The organism is Acinetobacter sp. YH12152 (assembly GCF_013418285.1).
In the GTDB taxonomy this organism is placed as follows: Bacteria; Pseudomonadota; Gammaproteobacteria; order Pseudomonadales; family Moraxellaceae; genus Acinetobacter; species Acinetobacter amyesii.
The window spans coordinates 1-19,671 of sequence record NZ_VPCH01000059.1; the positions used below are offsets into that span (position 1 = coordinate 1).

General features: G+C 40.7%; 18 protein-coding genes and 1 tRNA gene. 9 read left to right on the forward strand and 10 right to left on the reverse strand.

The window, feature by feature from the left end:
• Nucleotides 1–398: 398 nt before the first annotated feature.
• A complete protein-coding gene (locus FTU83_RS14950) occupies nt 399–1,100 on the forward strand; it encodes a DUF4145 domain-containing protein (protein ID WP_180107120.1) in 702 nt (233 codons plus the stop codon).
• A 49-nt stretch (nt 1,101–1,149) separates the two neighbouring features.
• Here FTU83_RS14950 and gatB read toward each other — a convergent pair whose 3' ends face one another.
• The 3 genes from gatB to gatC are packed head-to-tail and all read right to left on the reverse strand — an operon-like array spanning nt 1,150 to nt 4,469.
• On the reverse strand, nt 1,150–2,625 hold the full coding sequence (gene gatB / locus FTU83_RS14955; protein WP_180107122.1) for an Asp-tRNA(Asn)/Glu-tRNA(Gln) amidotransferase subunit GatB: 1,476 nt from the start codon (nt 2,623–2,625) through the stop codon (nt 1,150–1,152).
• A complete protein-coding gene (gene gatA, locus FTU83_RS14960; protein WP_180022293.1) occupies nt 2,625–4,103 on the reverse strand; it encodes an Asp-tRNA(Asn)/Glu-tRNA(Gln) amidotransferase subunit GatA in 1,479 nt (492 codons plus the stop codon). The genes gatB and gatA overlap by 1 nt, the downstream gene beginning before the upstream one ends.
• Before the next feature lie 51 nt (nt 4,104–4,154).
• On the reverse strand, nt 4,155–4,469 hold the full coding sequence (gatC, locus tag FTU83_RS14965) for an Asp-tRNA(Asn)/Glu-tRNA(Gln) amidotransferase subunit GatC (RefSeq protein WP_078189985.1): 315 nt from the start codon (nt 4,467–4,469) through the stop codon (nt 4,155–4,157).
• A gap of 133 nt (nt 4,470–4,602) precedes the next feature.
• On the opposite strand from gatC, the gene FTU83_RS14970 reads away from it, so the two are divergent.
• From FTU83_RS14970 to FTU83_RS14995, 6 genes are all read left to right on the forward strand, one after another.
• On the forward strand, nt 4,603–5,649 hold the full coding sequence (locus FTU83_RS14970; protein ID WP_086178633.1) for a rod shape-determining protein: 1,047 nt from the start codon (nt 4,603–4,605) through the stop codon (nt 5,647–5,649).
• A 16-nt stretch (nt 5,650–5,665) separates the two neighbouring features.
• Nucleotides 5,666–6,523 carry a rod shape-determining protein MreC gene (gene mreC / locus FTU83_RS14975; RefSeq protein ID WP_078189984.1) on the forward strand — a complete coding sequence of 286 codons (858 nt, stop codon included), beginning with the start codon at nt 5,666–5,668 and terminating at the stop codon, nt 6,521–6,523.
• Nucleotides 6,510–7,001, forward strand: coding sequence for a rod shape-determining protein MreD (gene mreD, locus FTU83_RS14980; RefSeq protein ID WP_180004304.1), 492 nt, complete (start codon nt 6,510–6,512; stop codon nt 6,999–7,001). Before mreC ends, mreD begins: the two co-directional genes overlap by 14 nt.
• On the forward strand, nt 6,989–7,555 hold the full coding sequence (locus FTU83_RS14985; RefSeq protein WP_180085220.1) for a Maf-like protein: 567 nt from the start codon (nt 6,989–6,991) through the stop codon (nt 7,553–7,555). The genes mreD and FTU83_RS14985 overlap by 13 nt, the downstream gene beginning before the upstream one ends.
• Before the next feature lie 42 nt (nt 7,556–7,597).
• Entirely contained in the window at nt 7,598–9,052 is a 1,455-nt protein-coding gene (gene rng, locus FTU83_RS14990; RefSeq protein WP_078189981.1) for a ribonuclease G, read from the forward strand.
• A 142-nt stretch (nt 9,053–9,194) separates the two neighbouring features.
• Nucleotides 9,195–9,368, forward strand: coding sequence for a PA1571 family protein (locus FTU83_RS14995; protein WP_168379036.1), 174 nt, complete (start codon nt 9,195–9,197; stop codon nt 9,366–9,368).
• Nucleotides 9,369–9,678: 310 nt separating this feature from the next.
• Here FTU83_RS14995 and FTU83_RS15000 read toward each other — a convergent pair whose 3' ends face one another.
• Nucleotides 9,679–11,058 carry a wax ester/triacylglycerol synthase family O-acyltransferase gene (locus tag FTU83_RS15000; protein WP_168379035.1) on the reverse strand — a complete coding sequence of 460 codons (1,380 nt, stop codon included), beginning with the start codon at nt 11,056–11,058 and terminating at the stop codon, nt 9,679–9,681.
• A 167-nt stretch (nt 11,059–11,225) separates the two neighbouring features.
• Nucleotides 11,226–11,960, reverse strand: coding sequence for a phosphoadenylyl-sulfate reductase (locus tag FTU83_RS15005; RefSeq protein WP_168379034.1), 735 nt, complete (start codon nt 11,958–11,960; stop codon nt 11,226–11,228).
• Between the two features lie 200 nt (nt 11,961–12,160).
• On the opposite strand from FTU83_RS15005, the gene thrH reads away from it, so the two are divergent.
• Complete coding sequence (gene thrH / locus FTU83_RS15010) at nt 12,161–12,778, forward strand: bifunctional phosphoserine phosphatase/homoserine phosphotransferase ThrH (RefSeq protein ID WP_078189978.1); 618 nt, start codon at nt 12,161–12,163, stop codon at nt 12,776–12,778.
• Between the two features lie 72 nt (nt 12,779–12,850).
• Here thrH and FTU83_RS15015 read toward each other — a convergent pair whose 3' ends face one another.
• The 4 genes from FTU83_RS15015 to FTU83_RS15030 form a co-directional block, all read right to left on the reverse strand.
• Nucleotides 12,851–13,999 (reverse strand): OmpP1/FadL family transporter, encoded by a 1,149-nt coding sequence (locus tag FTU83_RS15015; RefSeq protein ID WP_180059533.1) that lies wholly within the window; start codon nt 13,997–13,999, stop codon nt 12,851–12,853.
• A gap of 296 nt (nt 14,000–14,295) precedes the next feature.
• Complete coding sequence (locus FTU83_RS15020) at nt 14,296–15,726, reverse strand: outer membrane protein transport protein (RefSeq protein ID WP_180107124.1); 1,431 nt, start codon at nt 15,724–15,726, stop codon at nt 14,296–14,298.
• A gap of 538 nt (nt 15,727–16,264) precedes the next feature.
• Nucleotides 16,265–16,337 (reverse strand) — tRNA-Arg (locus tag FTU83_RS15025).
• Nucleotides 16,338–16,410: 73 nt separating this feature from the next.
• On the reverse strand, nt 16,411–17,799 hold the full coding sequence (locus FTU83_RS15030) for an amino acid permease (protein WP_078189974.1): 1,389 nt from the start codon (nt 17,797–17,799) through the stop codon (nt 16,411–16,413).
• Between the two features lie 330 nt (nt 17,800–18,129).
• Between FTU83_RS15030 and prpF the strand changes: the two genes are divergently transcribed.
• The gene (prpF, locus tag FTU83_RS15035; protein WP_180107126.1) at nt 18,130–19,320 is read left to right on the forward strand and encodes a 2-methylaconitate cis-trans isomerase PrpF; all 1,191 of its coding nucleotides are present in this window, start codon (nt 18,130–18,132) and stop codon (nt 19,318–19,320) included.
• Nucleotides 19,321–19,562: 242 nt separating this feature from the next.
• Here the strand turns inward: prpF and FTU83_RS15040 are convergent.
• Nucleotides 19,563–19,671, reverse strand: a 109-nt coding sequence (locus tag FTU83_RS15040) for a zinc ribbon domain-containing protein (RefSeq protein WP_179994364.1), incomplete at its 5' end; no start/stop codon positions are given.

Here is a 19,671-nt window from a genome sequence, read left to right on the forward strand (position 1 = left end):
CATACTGGCAGGGCTTTCAATACTATTGAACACTCTTCAGTTGTTGTCAGAGTATTCGTCTGATGAGCTGAATGCGATTGCTCAGATCGCATTCAATTTATAAAAAATGTGTAGATACCTATGTTTTAAAAGTGAGGGAATTTCTATTGCATAACCTATAACGGTATTAAATTAGTAATGGATGCTCCTTCTCCCATTGGGAGAAGGCGGGAATGAGGGGGGATAAGTCCTAAGTCTTTGAGTTTGACGATGGAAAATATTTAGTAGGCGTTTATGTATTTAGTGGTAATTATTTAAACAAAAATTTCTTTAAATTTTTCAAAGTAATAATAGTTTTAAAACTTACAGATTTGTATGTAAACTTGTTAAATAAAGAAAAACTAATGTTAGTATAAGTTATGAAAATACCAGAACAATCTAAAACTATTCTTGATCAAAATAGTTTCAAATGTCCTCATTGTGGGGCTTTTTCACATATGAAGTGGGAAAATTTATTTTTTATTTCATATGATGAAAATGGTTTAGAACACAATATTCCAACTAGAGTTCATCAAGCAAACTGTGCATCATGTAGTCAAAATAATATTTGGTATAATCAAAAAGTTGGAAGCAATTTTCTTAGTCTTATTCCAAGACCTAGTCAGGACTCCGACTTAGTGAGATTATTTCCAATACAAGAAATAAGCAATCAAGATATTCCTGATTATTCACCTGATATGCCAAATGATGTAAAGGTATTATATAAAGAAGCGGCTTTGATCTTTGAATTGTCACCACGTTCTGCTGCGGCTTTAATACGTTTAGCATTGGAAAAACTATGTGGTCATTTAGGTGTAAAAAAGAAAAATATTAAAGAATCAATTGAGGAGTTGGCAAAAGAAAATATTATTCCATCAAGAGTTGCGAAAGCCGCTGATAATATCAGATTGATTGGTAATGCAAATGTGCATTCAGGAGTTATTTGTGATGAAGTCTTAGACGACATTAATCCCGCTATTTTTGCATATATAAATTTGATTGTTGATTATGCGATTACAAAGCCGAAAGAAATTGAAGAAATTAATTCTTTATTTCCTGAGCAAAAAAGAGCTTCATTATAGGTTTAAAAAACCCGCTCTAAAGCGGGTTTTCTTTTAAAGAAAAATCAGATCAACCAATCAATTTCTTCATCAATTCATTGACTTGAGCAGGGTTAGCTTTACCTTTCGCTGCTTTCATCACTTGACCAACAAGACCGTTAAAGGCTTTCTCTTTACCAGATTTATACTCTTCAACCATCTTCTCGTTAGCAGCAAGCACATCTTTAATAATCGCTTCAATCGCGCCTGTATCAGTTTCCTGTTTCAAGCCTTTTTCCACAATAATCTCGTCCGCAGTTTTGCCTTCTTCCCACATAAAGCCGAACACTTGCTTCGCAATCTTACCGTTAATTGTGTTGTCCACAATACGTGCAATCATACCGCCAAGTTTTTCCGCAGATACAGGAGAATCATGAAGCTCGAAGCCCGCTTTGTTTAAAGCACCTGAGAATTCGCCCATCACCCAGTTTGCAGCCACTTTACCTTGCGCAGCGCCACCAGCAGCTTTTACCACGTCTTCATAAAACTCTGACATTTCGCGAGTAAGCGTAAGAACGTGAGCATCGTACTCAGTCACACCAAAGTCAGCCACAAAGCGCGCACGGCGTGCAGCAGGAAGCTCAGGAAGGGCAGCACGTGCCGCTTCAATTTGCGCATCTGCAATAATGACAGGCAACAAGTCAGGATCTGGGAAGTAGCGGTAATCGTTCGCTTCTTCTTTCGAACGCATTGAACGAGTTTCCATCTTCACAGGGTCGAATAAACGTGTTTCTTGGTCGATGGTGCCATCCCATTCTAGGATTTCCATTTGACGTTCAATTTCTACATTGATCGCTTGTTCAATGAAGCGGAAAGAGTTGAGGTTTTTAAGCTCGCAACGTGTACCAAACGGTTGACCCGGACGGCGTAAAGACACGTTACAGTCCGCACGGAATGAACCTTCAGCCATGTTACCGTCAGAAATGCCTAACCAACGCACTAAAGTGTGAATCGCTTTAATGTAGGCAACTGCTTCTTCAACCGAACGCATATCAGGTTCAGAGACAATCTCAAGTAAAGGTGTGCCTGCACGGTTTAAATCGATACCAGATTGACCTTCAAATTGGTCATGGATCGATTTACCTGCATCTTCCTCAAGGTGAGCACGGGTTACGCCAATGCGCTTAACCGTACCATCTTCAAGTTGAATGTCGATATGACCCAAGCCCACAATCGGGTTGTCCATTTGGCTGATTTGGTAGCCTTTTGGAGAGTCAGGGTAGAAATAGTTTTTACGTGCAAATACAGAAGCTTGGTCGATGTAAGCATCGATACCCAAACCAAAGCGAATCGCAAGATCAACTACTTCTTTGTTCAATACTGGCAATACGCCCGGCATTGCCAAATCTACAAGGCTAGCTTGTGTATTTGGGTCTTGACCAAATGTGGTAGATGAACCTGAGAAAATTTTGGTATTGGTCGCAAGCTGAGTGTGAATCTCGATACCAATAACGACTTCCCAACCATCAATCAGGTTAGATTTTGGTTTCGCAGCGTTCTTAGCCATTATGCGTTCTCCTCAGCAATTGCAGCGCGTTGTGTATGCCAATCGGTTGCTTGTTGGTACTGATGCACCACAGACAACAATTGAGATTCTGACCAGTAGTTACCAATCAACTGTAAGCCAACAGGTAAGTTGTCTTTGTCAAAACCAACAGGCGCGTTAATCGCAGGCAGACCTGCCAAGTTCACTGCGATGGTGTAGATGTCACCTAAGTACATTTCTACAGGAGACAGGTTTGCACCAATCTTATATGCAGTTGTCGGTGCAGCAGGGGCAGCAATCACGTCTACAGATTCAAATGCTTTTAAGAAGTCTTGTTGAATTAAACGACGTACTTTTTGTGCTTTCACATAATAAGCGTCGTAGTAACCCGCAGAAAGCGCGTATGTACCAATCAGGATACGTTGCTGAACTTCTTTACCAAAACCTTCCGAACGTGAACGCTTGTAAAGATCCATCAAATCCACAGGATTTTCTGCACGGTAGCCATAACGTACACCGTCGAAACGAGATAAGTTAGACGATGCTTCAGCAGGTGCGATCAAGTAATACGTTGGTACGTAGCTTTCAGTCATGTTCAGGTCAATCTCAACCAAGATTGCGCCCATCTCTTCCAATTTTTTCAGAGATTCTTCAACACGTGCTTTCACGTCAGCATCTAAACCTGCAACATTGAAGTATTGCTTCGGAATACCAATGCGTAAGCCTTTAACCGATGTGCCGTTGAGGTTCGCCACATAGTTGTCTACGTCTTTTTCAACCGAAGTTGAATCTTTCGCGTCATGACCTGCCATCACGTTCATGAGGTAAGCACAATCTTCAGCCGAACGTGCCATTGGGCCGCCTTGGTCTAAAGATGATGCATACGCGATCATACCGAAACGAGAAACACGACCGTAAGTCGGTTTAAGACCAGTCAAACCACAGAAAGACGCAGGCTGACGGATTGAACCGCCTGTATCTGTACCTGTTGCAAATGGAGCAAGATCGGCTGCTACAGCCGCAGCAGAACCGCCTGAAGAACCACCCGGAACATGGTTTAAGTTCCAAGGGTTAGCCGTAGCGCCATAAAATGAATTTTCAGAGGTCGAACCCATGGCGAATTCGTCCATGTTCACTTTACCTAAAGTGACAAGGCCCGCAGCTTTACCTTTCGCTACAACGGTCGCGTCGTAAGGAGAGATAAAATTGTCCAGCATTTTAGAACCAGCAGTGGTTTTAATGCCTTGGGTACAGAAAATATCTTTATGTGCAATTGGTACACCGGTCAACGCAGTTGCATTGCCTGCTTTAATTGCAGCATCAGCCGCATCTGCTTGCGCAAGTGCTTGTTCAGCTGTCACGGTCACGTATGACTTGACTTGAGCATCGATTTTTTCAATGCGTTTTAAATAGTGTTCTGTCAATTCGCGTGAAGAAAATTTAGCGCCAGCCAAACCTTCAGACAATTCACGAATTGATAAGCGATGTAAATCTGTCATGAGAAATATTTCTTTACGTTTAATTTGAAAAAATGTTGATCTGAATAAAAATTATTCAATCACACGCGGAACAAGGTACAAGCCATCCTGTACTGCAGGAGCAACTGCTTGATATGCTTCGCGATGATTGGTCTCAGATACCACGTCTTCACGTAAGGGCTGTGGATTGTCGAATGGACTTTTTAGTGGTTCAACACCGTCAGTATCGATGCCTTTCAGGGTTTCCATCATGCCTAAAATTTTATTTAAACTTTGAGCATAGTCGGCAGATTGCGCTTCATCTAGCGACAATCGAGCCAGATGGGCAATCGCTGAAACTGTTTGTGCATTTAGATCTGCAGAATGCTGTGCATCCGATGTAGACATAACATTACCTAATCAGTATTAAAAAAATTCAAAATATCGTGGCTTATAATAAGCGATTGACTTGTTCAAATCATCACATTTAGTTAAAGTTGCCACCTTGCGTCCATATAAAAGTTTAACTGAGAACGTCCCCGTGATTCTAAAACGACTAATTGGCTTGTTTTCGCCGGATCTTGCCATTGATTTAGGCACTGCAAATACACTTATTTATGCGCCAGGACGAGGCATTATATTAAATGAACCGACGGTGGTGGCAATTCGCCACAGTGGTTCACAAAAAATCGTTGCCGCAGTAGGTCTTGACGCGAAGCAAATGCTAGGTCGTACACCTGCAAATATTTCTGCGATTCGCCCAATGAAAGATGGTGTGATTGCAGATTTTGAAGTCACTGAAACGATGTTGAATCAATTCATTGGCAAAGTGCACGAAAAACGTTTGTTCCCACCTGCACCGCGTGTCGTGGTGTGTGTGCCATGTAAATCGACGTTGGTGGAACGCCGTGCAATCCGTGAAGCTGTATACAATGCAGGTGCACGTGAAGTTCGCTTAATTGAAGAGCCAATGGCTGCTGCAATTGGTGCAGGTATGCCTGTTGAGCAAGCTTGTGGTTCGATGGTTGTCGATGTTGGTGGTGGTACAACTGAAATCGCGATCATTTCACTTCAAGGTTGTGTCTATGCAGACTCACTGCGTATCGGTGGTGATGTATTTGATGAACAAATCATTAACTACGTGCGTAAAGCACACGGTTGTGTGATTGGTGAAACCACTGCAGAAAACATCAAAAAAGAAGTTGGTATGGCGCTTCCAGAAGAAGGTGCGAAACCTTTGGAAATCGAAGTCCGTGGTCGTAACTTGGCTGAAGGTGTACCTCGTGCGATTACTGTAACTTCTGATGAAGTGACTCAAGCGATTTCTGATCCACTACAAAACATTGTGGCTGCGGTTAAATCTGCACTAGAGCAAACGCCACCTGAGTTGTCTTCAGACATCGCAGAACGCGGTATTGTGTTGACTGGTGGTGGTGCATTACTTCGTAATCTTGATAAGCTTCTTGCAAAAGAAACAGGTCTTCCTGTCGTAGTTGCAGAAGATCCACTATCATGTGTTACACGTGGTGGCGGTAAGGTTCTCGAATTCTTCGATAACCCAAATCATGACATGTTATTTGTAGGCTAAGAAAAGGACTCGGCGGGTGCAAACGCAACTGTTTTCAAGACAACCGCCATCTTTTCGCTCATTTATCATTGCGGTGATTACATGCTTGGTGGTGCTTTTCTTTGATTGGCGCATGCCGCATGTAATTCAACCGGCCAGAGACGTCTTGTATGCGGCATATAATCCAATTTATGCACTAGCAAGCTATCCAGTGTTATCGCGAGAATGGCTGAATCAACAAACCAAGTCTGAAGCTCAATTACGTCGTGAAAATACCGCGATGCAAGCAGAGTTAATTCAGGCTCAAGTCCGTTTACAGAAACTTTCTGAACTTTCTGCTGAAAATACTCGACTGCGTGGACTACTCGATACACCACTCATCATTGATGGTCGTATGGAGATTGCCGAGGTCATTGGTACCGATGCTGATCCCTTACGTCATATTATTGTGATTAACCGTGGAGCCAGCAGTCAGCTTAAAGTGGGACAAACTGTACTCGATGACAAGGGTATTATGGGGCAAATTATCAATGTTTACCCGCATAGTAGCCGTGTCATGTTGCTCTCAGACAAAGAGCACTCTTTATCCGTGCGGATGGAGCATACCGGTATGCGCGCAATCGTTACGGGTACAGGTGACTTAGGTCGACTTAAAATGGAATACGTACCAACCAGTGCCAATATCAAAGTCGGTGAAAAAGTCTATAGCTCAGGGCTAGGGGCACATTTCCCAGCGGGTTATTTGGTAGGGACAGTCTCGAAAGTCAGTCGTCACAATAGTGGTGAATTTGCCCAAATTGATATCAATCCTGCTGCCCAATTGGCAGGTGGTCATCATGTGGTTGTGCTATTTTCCGATTCTTTAGCGATGGAGCAACCGCATGTCACTCGCTAAGCTTAGTCGTCATACAGAGCGCGACCCATTATTTCCGATTATCTTTTCCATCATTTTGGCATCCGTGCTGATGGTGTATCCGCTTTCTTATGACTTATCGGGTTGGCGTCCATTATTCATGATGATGATCATGCTATTTTGGGTACTCTGTCAGCCGACATGGTGCGGTGTTTGGTTTGCATTTGCCACAGGTCTCTTTACGGACTTGTTGACTGATGCACCTTTTGGCATGAACGCACTGAGTTTTGTGGTCATTGCATTTGTGACGCGCTTTTTAACGCGTGAACGTCGTATCCTTACATTTGGTAATTTGTGGATTATTGCTGCAATGGCAATTTTCGCGCATTTACTGTTTGTGTGGATTGTTCAAGTGATGGGTGGGGCACAGTTTTCATTTGCTCGCCATTGGCAGCCAATTGTTACTAGCTTAATCATTTGGCCAATCATGTATTACTTCCTGAGAAAATGGCGCATATAATTTTAGCTTCGAGTTCTCCTCGACGACGCGAACTATTGCAACAATTAGGTCTGGAATTTGAAATTTTCAGTCCGGATATTGATGAGTCCGTGTTGGAAGGAGAACCTGTAGCGGATTATGTAGAGCGTTTAGCACGTGCCAAAGCTTGCGCAGTACAACAACAATTCCCTAATGCTATCGTTATTGCCGCCGATACCAGTTTAGGCGTAGATGAGCACATTTTAGGAAAACCAGCGTCGAAAGCACATGCTTTTTCTATGTGGGAAATGATCTCTGGACGAAAACATGATGTGTTTTCAGGTGTTTGTGTCAGTACAAAAGATCAAATATACAGTATAGTAGTACGTACACAGGTTGAATTTCAAACGCTGAGTCTAGCTGACATGGAAAGCTACTGGGCAACAGGTGAACCAATCGGCAAGGCGGGAGCCTACGCCATCCAAGGAATTGCTGCGCGCTATATTCCTTGTATTGAAGGGAGCTACAGCAATGTCGTTGGGCTGCCTTTGTATGAAACCGTACAGTTATTACAGACAGTTAAGGCATTAAATTAACTGCTGCAACACAAGAATTTTTATAATGTTTTGAGTTTTGATATGTCTGACGAGTTGTTGATTAACGTCACACCGATGGAATGTCGGGTGGCGTTGATTCAAAACGGTACGGTCAATGAATTATTTGTTGAACGCACCGTGAAGCGTGGGTTAGTGGGCAATATTTATAAAGGGAAAGTTGTTCGTGTGCTTCCGGGTATGCAGGCTGCTTTTATTGATATTGGATTGTCGAGAACAGCTTTTTTACATATCAATGATATGGTCTGGCAGCGCAATCAACCGACCCCGAACGTTTTTGAGCTGTTACAACCGGGGCAAGTACTCACCGTACAAGTCATGAAAGATATGTTGGGTACCAAAGGTGCACGACTTTCTACTGATCTTTCTATTCCTTCCCGTTACCTCGTTTTAATGCCATATGGCAGTCATACCGGTGTTTCACAGCGCATTGAGTCTGAAGAAGAACGTGATCGCTTGCGTAGCATGATTGAACGCATTCAAAAGGAACACAACTTACCGGGTTCAGTCATCGTTCGTACTGCTGCCGAAGGTATTCCTGAATGTGAAATTGCGCAGGACATGGCCTATTTAGCAAAACTGTGGGAATACATTCAACGTAAACAACGCAGTATTGTCGTACCATCTTTGATTTTTGAAGAGCTACCTTTACCTCAACGCGTCATCCGTGATTTGGCCAATGAAGATACTTCTAAAATTCAGGTCGACTCACGCGAAGTGCATGGCAAATTGCAAGAGTTTGTCCAAGAATTTGTACCGAGTATGCAAAATCGCTTACTGCATTATCCGGGTGAGCGTCCAATTTTTGACTTGTACAATGTCGAAGAAGATATTCAGAAAGCCTTACAGACACGTGTAGCACTTAAGTCTGGCGGTTATCTGATGATCGATCAAACTGAAGCAATGACCACGATTGATGTCAATACTGGCTCCTACGTCGGTGGTCGTTCGCTTGAAGACACTGTGTTTAAAACCAATATGGAAGCCACACAGGTCATTGCACGTCAGCTCCGACTACGTAACTTGGGCGGGATTATCATTATTGACTTCATTGATATGCAAGAAGCACATCATCGTGAAGAGGTGATGAGCCAGTTTGAGAAAATGCTTGAGCGCGATCATGCTAAAACCAAGATCACTCAAGTGTCTGAGCTGGGTTTGGTGGAAATGACTCGGAAACGCACCCGTGAATCTCTGGAGCATCTACTTTGTGATTCTTGCCCGACCTGTCAGGGGCGTGGTTATGTGAAAACGGCTGAAACAGTTTGCTATGAAATTTTCCGTGAAATCTTGAGATATGCACGTGCTTATGAGTCACAAAGTGGTTTTACCGTGGTGGCACATCCGTCGGTGATTGACCGATTGTTAACTGCTGAAGCACCTGCGGTAGCTGATTTAGAGCACTTTATTAGCCGTGTGATCAAGTTCCAAGTGGAAAATTTATATACGCAAGAGCAATACGATATCATTCTGAGCTGAAATTGTAACAGAATATCGTTAAACACTTGTTACAACTGAGATTTTACTTTTGAACTGTTATTTTGAATACTAGACACATCAAATAGCCAAAGCCATTTTCCTGCATTGGACTTGAAAATGGCTTAGCAAAAAGAGGTGTACTATGGGTGTTAGTAAAACAGTAATGAAAAGTGGTCTTAAAACTGTTGTTGAAGCAAAAGCGATCCATTCAGGTTATATCGTGGATGAGCGTGGTAATGAGGTTCAAATTACAGCGTCTATGATTCGTTCTGCTTGTCATCAGTTACTTAAACAGTGCCGAGCAATTAAAGCTTAAATATTGAAATATAAATAATGTAATCCAGAGGGTTAAAGTGCTAACGCGCAATTCTAAAATATTTAATGCGCTAAAATTTTATAAAGAATGGAAAATAAATTTAATTATCAGTGTGTATCTACAAGTCGTAATTAAACAATAACAACGGATTTTTTCACCTAAATTTTAGCTTATACACATAAATTACTCCAAAAAATTAATCAAAGTTCAAATACTAAAAAACCCGTCTAGATTGTTTAATTTAGACGGGTTTTTAATTTTTGATGGTTCAATCTGCTGATGAATTGATACCAAATCTAGAAACAGGCGGTTAGCTAACCGCCTGTAACTTTGGGGAATCTTGGTTCACAATAGTTTCAAATCGTTGAATTTCTTCTTCCAAATGCGTCAGTAAATTTTGCATTTTTGGCAGCGCATTACGACATGCGGTTAAACCAACTTCAAGCTTATCTAAATAGCTGGTCATGGTGATATTAAGCGCTTGACCATCCAAAACAATAGACGCTGGGTAGAGCGCTTCTAAACGTGCACCATTCCAATATAACGGCTCTTGTGGGCCGGGAACATTCGAAATGACCAAGTTAAAGGCCTGACGTTTTGGCATGAAGCCTGATGCAATATTTAAACCTGCTGCACTGTAGACAAAAGCACTGTAGTTTAAAATTTGATTCGAGTTCATCCGCTTAAAGCGCTCTTTGGCATTGAGCACACTACGACGCACAATCTTCAACCGTTCTAGCGGATCTTCTTTATGGGTTCCAAGATTGGCCAAAATCATGGTAATACGGTTTGACATATCTGAATCATCGGTACGAACTGATGCAGGCACCATGGCAATCAATGGCTTTTTAGGTAAAGCATTTTGTGTAATTAAATATTCACGTAATGCGCCTGAACAAATTGCAAGCACAATATCGTTAATTGTTACGCCGAGTGACTTGGCAATATGTGACAAACGTGAAAATTCAAAAGACTGAGCAGCGAAACGACGAGAAGAACTAACCCGTTGGTTTAATATTGAACTCGGCGCTTGGAAACTAGACACATAATCTGGGTTACGCCCCATATCTTTCATTACTGTTTGTGACAGTTCGTACAAAACTCGTGGAGTTGAGTCAAGTTGTCCCTTAATGGTCGATAACAGACCTTTCATACGACTGGATTTAGGCTGTTTCAGGCGTTTTGCACGAGGGCCTTCTACACACCATGGTGGCACAATTCTTTTAGCATCTGGGTCATGCGAAAGTGATTTTTCAACTAAACGCATACCTGCAATGCCATCGACCATCGCGTGGTGGATTTTGAAGTACATAGCAAAACGATTGCCTTCAATGCCTTCAATAATATGGCAAGTCCAAAGCGGTTTCGCACGGTCAATCAGCGCACTGTGTTCTTGAGAAATATAAGTCAAAAGTTCACGAATACGACCGGGATGCGGCAGTGCGATATGGCGGAAGTGATGATCTAAATCAAACTCTTCGTCTTCATCCCAAAAGAAGCCGTTGAGTTTATTGTTAAAAGGAGGAATAGGAATGGATTTTGAATTACGAATATCTGCGACTAAATCTTGAATAAAAGTATCTGGTGCATTGTCAGGGATCTGAAATAAAAATAGACCACCTACGTGCATCGGTTGTTGCCGTTTCTCTAAATTTAAGAATATGAAATCAATAGGATGTAATGGACGCATAGCGTTGATTGCCTCACTGCAATTTCTACAGCTGCTCATGTATGAGTAGCATTGTTAGAATTATTAAATTGTCATTTGCAGTATAGCGTTTTTACGTTGAAATGATACGGAATTATGTGTATCGATGCGTTGAAAAAAACCACTGCTATGCAGTGGTTTTGTGATCTTTATTTTTTCATGTTGCCTGCGTGTAAGCCGCATTCTTTATGGGTTGCATCTTCCCACCACCAGCGACCTTCACGTTCGTGTTGATTCGGTAAAACAGGACGAGTGCATGGCTCACAGCCAATCGAGATAAAGCCTCGTTCGTGTAGTGGATTATATGGAATTTCCATTAGACGGATATAGTTCCAGACATCAGCGCTAGACCAGTTTGCCAAAGGATTATATTTAATCAATTGCTTGCCCGGACCTGAAAAACCGGGGTCTGCTTGTACCACAGGAATTTCATTACGTGTGCCTGGGCTTTGGTCTTTACGTTGACCTGTGATCCAGCCATCTAAAGTGGCTAGTTTTTTACGCAAAGGTTGTACTTTACGGATACCACAGCATTCTTTATGTTCATCTTGATAGAAGCTAAAAAAGCCCTTTTCTGTTACCAGTTTTTGTACGGCATCACTTTCTGGGAAACAGATTTCAATATCAATTTTATAATGTTTACGGACAGTATCTAAAAATTGGTAAGTTTCAGGGTGTAAGCGACCGGTATCTAAACTAAATACACGAAAAGGAATCCCTAAGTTTGATGCAAGATCAATCAGTACAACATCTTCTGCACCAGAAAAGGAAATCGCAACTTCACCTTGCTGGCTAAGCGCAAGTTTCATAATCTCAGAAGGTGATTTATCTGCATATTCAGATGCAAGTGCATCGACAAGGTCAATAGTAGGGATGGTAGTCATGAATGTCCTGGCTATAGGCTTGGAACGTTAAAACCTATATTAATTTATTTCAGAACTATTTTAATGGAAATGCTAAAACACACTTATCACTAAAAAATAGATACTTATGAAAAAAATAGATTTAAAAAAGAACAATGCATTTTTTTATTCTTCCGCTATGATATTGAAAAAATTTTTTCACTTAACAGAGGGTAGAGTGCATGGAAGTCGTTTGTTTAGATCTAGAAGGGGTTTTAGTACCTGAAATTTGGATTAATTTTGCGAAAAAAACAGGCATTAAAGAACTTGAAGCAACGACTCGTGACATTCCAGATTACGATGTGTTGATGACTCAGCGTTTAAATATCCTAAAACAACACGGTTTGGGTTTAAACGATATTCAAGACGTAATCGCAGATATGGGGCCATTTGAAGGTGCAAAAGAGTTTGTAGAGTGGGTGCGTACTCATTTTCAATTGATTATTCTTTCAGATACTTTCTATGAGTTTGCACATCCATTAATGCAGCAACTTGGTTGGCCAACGATTTTCTGCCACAAATTAGAAACTGATGAAAATGGTATGATCTCAGCTTATAAGCTTCGTCAACCTGATCAAAAGCGTAAAGCCGTTCAAGCATTGCATGGGTTAAACTTCCGGGTGATTGCAGCAGGTGATTCTTATAACGATACGACGATGCTTGGTGAAGCAGATGCGGGTTTCTTATTTGATGCGCCTGACAATGTGATTGCAGAATTTCCACAATTCCCACCAATTCATGGCTATGCTGCATTAAAAGAAGCGATTCGTAATGCTTCAGTTCGTGATATTCCAGCTTAATTCTGTATAGCTGGTTATAGAAAAGGGCGCTTATGCGCCCTTTCTTGTTTAATGCAAAGCTGTTCTAACAACTTAGAAGCGATAGCCTATTTTCAAACCATAGCCAAGCGCATGGTTATCTTCAAATTCACCTACTGGATTACCACCAGTTTGAGCAGTAGCATCACCTAACCAGAAGTATTTAACACCTGCTTGGATGAAATAGTTTTCAGCAGGACTATATTGACCACCTAGACCAACATTCCAATTCCCTTCAACAGGGCCTAAAGTCGTAATAGGGTTGCCAGCACCCGAATCGTAACCTACAGATGCAGAACCAGACCATTTGCTGTTAAATTTATGGCCTACACCAACATTAGCTGACCATTGGTCGTCTGAGTAATCAATAAGATTTTGACGGACATGAGGTGCTGGAATTGAACTTACGTTACCAAGTAAAGTTGGTTTAACCGCAAACTGGCTCCAATGTACCCAACGAACATTGGCAAATGCTAGCGTATCTTTAGCAATACCTGTTTGGAAATCTAAGTTAACTGATTGAGGTGTTGTTGCATCAACAGATGATGTCAGCGCAATTAAAGATGGATACGGTAGAAGCGTTTCATTGGATTTTGTATTATGTTCAATTTCAGAGCGGTAGGTAATAGCCGCTTTTAATGCAATTTCAGGAATCGAATAAGCAACACCTGCTAACCAGCCATAAGCTTCTTCACGTTCCATTTCGATGTTATAAGTACCAAGTTTGGCATTACCACCATAAGCAGCACCACGTAGTTTGATATTGGCTTCTACAGTTTGCCAAACTGGACCTGCATAAAAGTTCCAATTTTCGTTTGGTTGGTAACCAATTAGGGCAGTTAAGCTTTCAGTTTTAACATCTACAGATGTACCTTGAGCACCATTACCAAATACTTGCGATGCAGCATCATATTCAGCTTCTGCACCGTATGGTTGGTCGTAAATTAAACCTAGTGAAATTTTGTCAGTCGCTTGTACTTTGACAGCAGCGGAAGGGAAGTAATATGACTTCGCCATGTCATCGACATTAAGTTCATTTGACTTTACTTCTGCATCTAGAACAGTGATACCTGCTTCAGCGTAGTTACCTGGCTGTAGGAATGCAGAAATTGACTGGCCAGAACGGTCTAAACCACCAGCAATTGCAGAAGTTGCAGGCATTAAACTGATGATGATCGCTTTTGTAAGACGGTTAAGTTGCATACATTTTCCCTGTTTGTAACTTTTGATGTTATTTCAATGTGTGGAAAGTAACATAAATAGAAAAACAGTAAATAAGAGTTGCTACTCTAAAATTGAACTCAGGAAGTTAAAAAATGAACATGACTAGAGTATTTATTCTAGTTGCATATATTTATGTTTATGATTTTTAAATGAAAAAATAGAGTAAATAACTTAAAAAATAATTATTCATAGTGAAAAATCAAATGCTCAGAGTTTGAGCATTTGATTTTATTTTGAAAATTGGATTCAACCGTAGTTGAATCTGCAAAAAATTTTTAGAAGCGGTAACCAATTTTTAGACCGTATGCCCAAGCATCGTTGTCTTCAAATGTTGCTACATAGTCGCTACTTCCTGATTGAGCACCAGTTTGAGCATCTGCATCACCGAGCATGAAGTATTTAACACCGCCAGCAATGAAGTAATTCGGTGCAGGGCTAAATTGTAAACCTAAGCCGACATTCCAGTAACCTTCAGTAGGACCAAGAGTTGATACAGGGTTACCAGCGCCTGAATCCCAACCTACAGATACGTTACCAGCCCATTGGTCATTAAATTTACGACCGACACCTACAGTTGCAGAAATCTGATCATCAGTATATTCCACAAGGTTAAAGCCATCTGGACGACCAACTAGAGGACCTACAGCTTCACTTACCTTACCAAATTTATAAGGTTGAATTGAGAAATTTGACCAGTCAACCCAACGAACGTTCGCAAATGCAACAGTGTTAGCCATGATACCAGTTTGGAAATCTACGTTAACTGACTGTGGAGTTGTGATTTTGGTTTTACCAGCTTGACCTAATGCAGCTAATTGTTCAGCTGATACACCTAAGCCGCCAAGCACAGCTGGTAAACCAGCAAAGTTCATTAAAGATAATGATTCATCTGATTTTGCATCATGATCAATTTCAGAACGATAAGTAACAGATGCTTTTAAAGCAATATCAGGAATTTGATATGCAAAACCTGCTAACCAACCTGTCCCAGCAGTTTCTTTAAAAGTAGCATCGTAGCCATTAAATAGGCTATACGCTTGACCACGTAGACTTAGATTACCTTTTACTGTTTGGTATACACCACCAGCATAGATGCTGAAGTTTTCAATTGGCTCTACACCAAAAACCATAGATAAATTTTGAGTATCTACTTCAACTTTTGTATTGCCTTCGCCTAAGTAACCATTAGCAGCTGTAAGCGCACCATTAAGTTGTTGGAATGCAGGACTTGCTAATACTTGTTGCTTTGCATCTGCAAGAGTTTGTTCATTTACTGGAATGTTATGAGCTTCTAACGCAGCAACTGCTTTAGATGTAACAATATTGTTAACTGCACTTGCAGATAACACTGTGTCGCTGCCTGGTGCAGATGTGAATACGTTATTACCTGTATATTCTGCGTTAGCACCAAATGGTTGGTCGTAAATTAGACCAAAAGAAAATTTATCAGTTAACTGAAGTTTAATAGCCGCTGAAGGGAAGTAGTAATCACCCGCCATATCTTCAATATTGCGACGAGTTTCACTAGTACCAGACTCTTTACCTTCAACAGTAGGATCTAGAACTGAAATACCTGCTTCAAAATAATTTCCTGGTTGTAAGAATGCAGACATAGATTGGCCTGAACGGTCCATTGCTGCAGCAAAAGCACCTGTCATTGGAACTGAAGCAAGAATCATGGCTGTAGCTAAAGTTTTTAATTTCATTCTTCGTCATTCCTTGAGATACGAATTTGATTTTTATGGTTACTGCATATATTCGTTATGGAAAACTTCTTAATACTCTTAGGCTTAATTGTTACTCCATGTGACAAAAATAGCACAATTAAAATAAGAGTAAATGCTCTAGATTGAAAAATATGGCTAAAAGTTGCTATTTTTAGAGTAAAAGTACTAATTAGTATATATAACATTTTGATTATTATTTAATATTTTTATTTAGCGCATTATTTTCTAAACCTAGAAAAAAATTGAAAAAATTTTGATATGAGCAGTCATAAATTGATTTTTTGGCCTTATGGACCATACTATGTGTCGTTTTTTGCATTGAGAGGTAGGTGGTTAGCACATTTTAAAGCGCTATTTAACTGTTCTTAAAAATAGTCTTTGAACAGTAATCTTTGTAAAAACAATAATTAAGTTAAAAACTGTAATTGATGGGTTTTTAGTGTGAAAGGTTCTTTCTTTATATTTATTGGTATATGGGGGATTACAAATACAGGGAGGAGGGATATCTCAGAAATTGTGCGCTCTGCGGGACTCGAACCCACGTCGGTCGCTTAGGAGGCAACTGCTCTATCCGGTTAAGCTAAGAGCGCAAGACGGAGGCTAATGTACTCCTATTTTAGCTAAAAAAAAAGTTATTGCCGAAACAATAACTTTTTAAATTACTTAGTCTTTATGAACTTCATTGGGATCAATGTCGCTCAAATCTTTAGGATTAAGATAGTTAAACATTAATAACATGACTGTAATCCAAACAGGGATCATTAGAACTGATTCCATAAAGCCCTGAGTCCACATAATAAATAGAACTAAAGCAATAAAGATCAGAACGATGTAGTTGCTGACTGGTGCCCAAAGTGCGGGATATGATGTTGTAAAATTCAAAATACGTTTTGCACGACGGAACTGTAAGTGAGTCATGGTAATCATCGCCCAGTTCAGGACAAGCGCACCAACCACCACATACATTAAGTGACCAAGCGCATCTTCAGGTACGAAGTAGTTTAAGAGTACACAGCCGAAAATCAGTACTGCAGAAAGTAATACTGCTGGAATTGGCACGCCACTTTTGTTGGTTTTTGCGAAAACTTTTGGTGCATTACCTTGTTTCGCCAAGCTGTAAAGCATACGGCTATTGGCATACATACCGCTGTTATAAACAGACAGTGCTGCAGTTAAGATAATGAAGTTCAGTAAATGTGCAGCCCAATCAATACCCAGTTGGCTAAAGATCATCACAAATGGACTTTTGTCTAGACCACCTAGTTCAAGCTGATTCCATGGCACAAGTGACAATAGAATAGTCAAAGAACCCACGTAGAAAATCAAAATACGAAAAACAACTTGGTTAATCGCTTTAGGAATAGTTTCTTTTGGATTTTCAGCTTCCGCTGCCGCCATACCAATCAGTTCAATACCACCGAAGGCGAACATCAAGAAAGCCAGCATGAAGAATAAGCCTTCAAAACCATTTGGGAAGAAGCCGCCTTGACTCCATAAGTTGGTAAATGATGCTGTTGAGTTGGCATCTGCAGTCAGTAGCAAATACAAACCAAATACGATCATCGAAATAACTGCAGTGACTTTAATAATCGACAGCCAAAACTCAGATTCACCATAAAACTTCACATTACCTAAGTTTACTAAAGTAATGATCACGAAGAAGAACAGTACAGATGCCCATGCTGGAATATGAGGCCACCAGTAATTGATGTATTTCGCAACAGCGGTGAGTTCTGTCATTGCCACTAAAATATAGAGAATCCAGTAGTTCCAACCTGTTAAGAAACCTGGAAATTTCCCCCAATATTTATATGCAAAATGGCTAAATGAACCCGCTACAGGTTCATGGACGATCATTTCACCCAACTGACGCATAATTAGAAAGGCGATCAAACCGCCAATGGCGTAGCCTAGAATAATGGATGGTCCAGCAGATTGAATCACATGCGCTGAGCCCAAGAATAAGCCTGTACCAATTGCACCACCCATGGCAATCAATTGAATATGACGATTCTTTAAGCCACGCTTGAGTTCGGAGGAATTGGTAGTCAAGTTACTCTTCCCGAGAATGGTTTAATTTTGGTAATTGTAATGTATAGAGAATGAATAGCCTAGTAGCTCAAAATTTATGAAAAATATTTATAGGTTTAATAACCTATTTTTCGTTTTAAATGCTGAATTAAAAATTTATGAATCAATAGATTAATTTTATTTTAATTGAAATTCTGATGCTTGGCTTTATATGGAAAAGGTATCGAATGTTGTTTTTTTATACTTAAGTCATGTGATTGTTAAAACTTCAATTAAACATTGTATGATGCAAAAGCGCAGAAAAGAACGCTCTGCCAAAACACAATGATAAAGATTAAGGATTCAATAAAAATGAGTTTTGCTCCCCAAATTAAAATTGCAGCGACTTATATGCGTGGTGGTACAAGTAAAGGTGTATTTTTCAAGCTAGATGATTTGCCCCTTGCAGCACAACAAGCTGGAAAAGTTCGCGACCAACTTTTATTACGTGTGATTGGCAGTCCAGATCCTTATGGCAAACAAATTGATGGGATGGGGGGAGCGACATCAAGTACCAGTAAAACCGTGATTTTGGCAAAAAGTTCACAGCCCGAGCATGATGTAGACTATCTATTTGGACAAGTGTCGATAGATAAAGCATTTGTCGACTGGAGTGGTAACTGCGGAAACTTAACGGCAGCGGTTGGTGCATTTGCCATTTCAAATGGTTTGGTTGAGGCATCACGTATTCCTGAAAATGGTTTGTGTACGGTTCGCATTTGGCAAGCCAATATTCAAAAAACCATTATTGCGCATGTACCTATTACTGATGGTGCAGTACAAGAAACCGGTGATTTTGAACTAGATGGTGTGACCTTCCCAGCAGCCGAAGTTCAAATTGAATTTTTAGACCCCGCAGATGATGGTGAAGATGGCGGCGCTATGTTCCCTACAGGGAATTTGGTCGATACCTTAACCGTACCCGATGAAGGCAGTTTCCCTGCAACATTCATTAATGCAGGTATTCCAACGATTTTCTTAAATGCAGAAGATATTGGTTATGTCGGCACTGAACTACAAGATGCGATCAACGGTGATGCTAAGGCATTGGCCCGTTTTGAAAAAATCCGTGCTTATGGTGCGCAGCAAATGGGTTTGATTTCAGATATTGCTGAAGCAGAGCAACGTCAACATACACCAAAGATTGCATTTGTTTCAAAACCGAAAGCTTATACATCTTCGAGTTCTAAACAAATTTCAGAACAAGATACGGACTTATTGGTTCGTGCCTTGTCGATGGGGAAACTGCATCATGCCATGATGGGCACAGCGGCAGTTGCCATTGGTACAGCAGCTGCGATACCGGGGACACTTGTGAACTTAGCCGCGGGTGATGGGGAGCGAGAAGCCGTGCGTTTCGGACATCCATCTGGGACGTTACGTGTAGGTGCGCAAGCGATTTATGAAAATGGTCAGTGGGTCGTTAAAAAAGCCGTAATGAGCCGAAGTGCGCGTGTCTTAATGGAAGGTTGGGTGCGTATTCCTGCGGATAGTTTGGATTAAGCATTTAACATCTCATTTGAAATCAGCCTCTGCTTTGCAGGGGCTTTTTTTTGCCTTTATCTTTTATATGAATAAGCAAATCATGAATTGGTATATCTTTTTATATAATATGAACTGCATTTAATATTAGAAAGTTTCTGTGATTTATGCCAGATTAATTTTGTTAGCATTTTGCGTAGCTTTACCCTGAAAAAAAGTAGCGAAACCATGCTTAAAAAAGACTTATTGACATCCTCACCCCCTTAAAAGAGGGTGATTCCTACAGCTAGACGCTTATGCCCAAGCGCAAGAATGTTTAGAGCTGAGTTTATATCTCGATCATGAGCTGTACCACAGCTCATGCACTCCCAT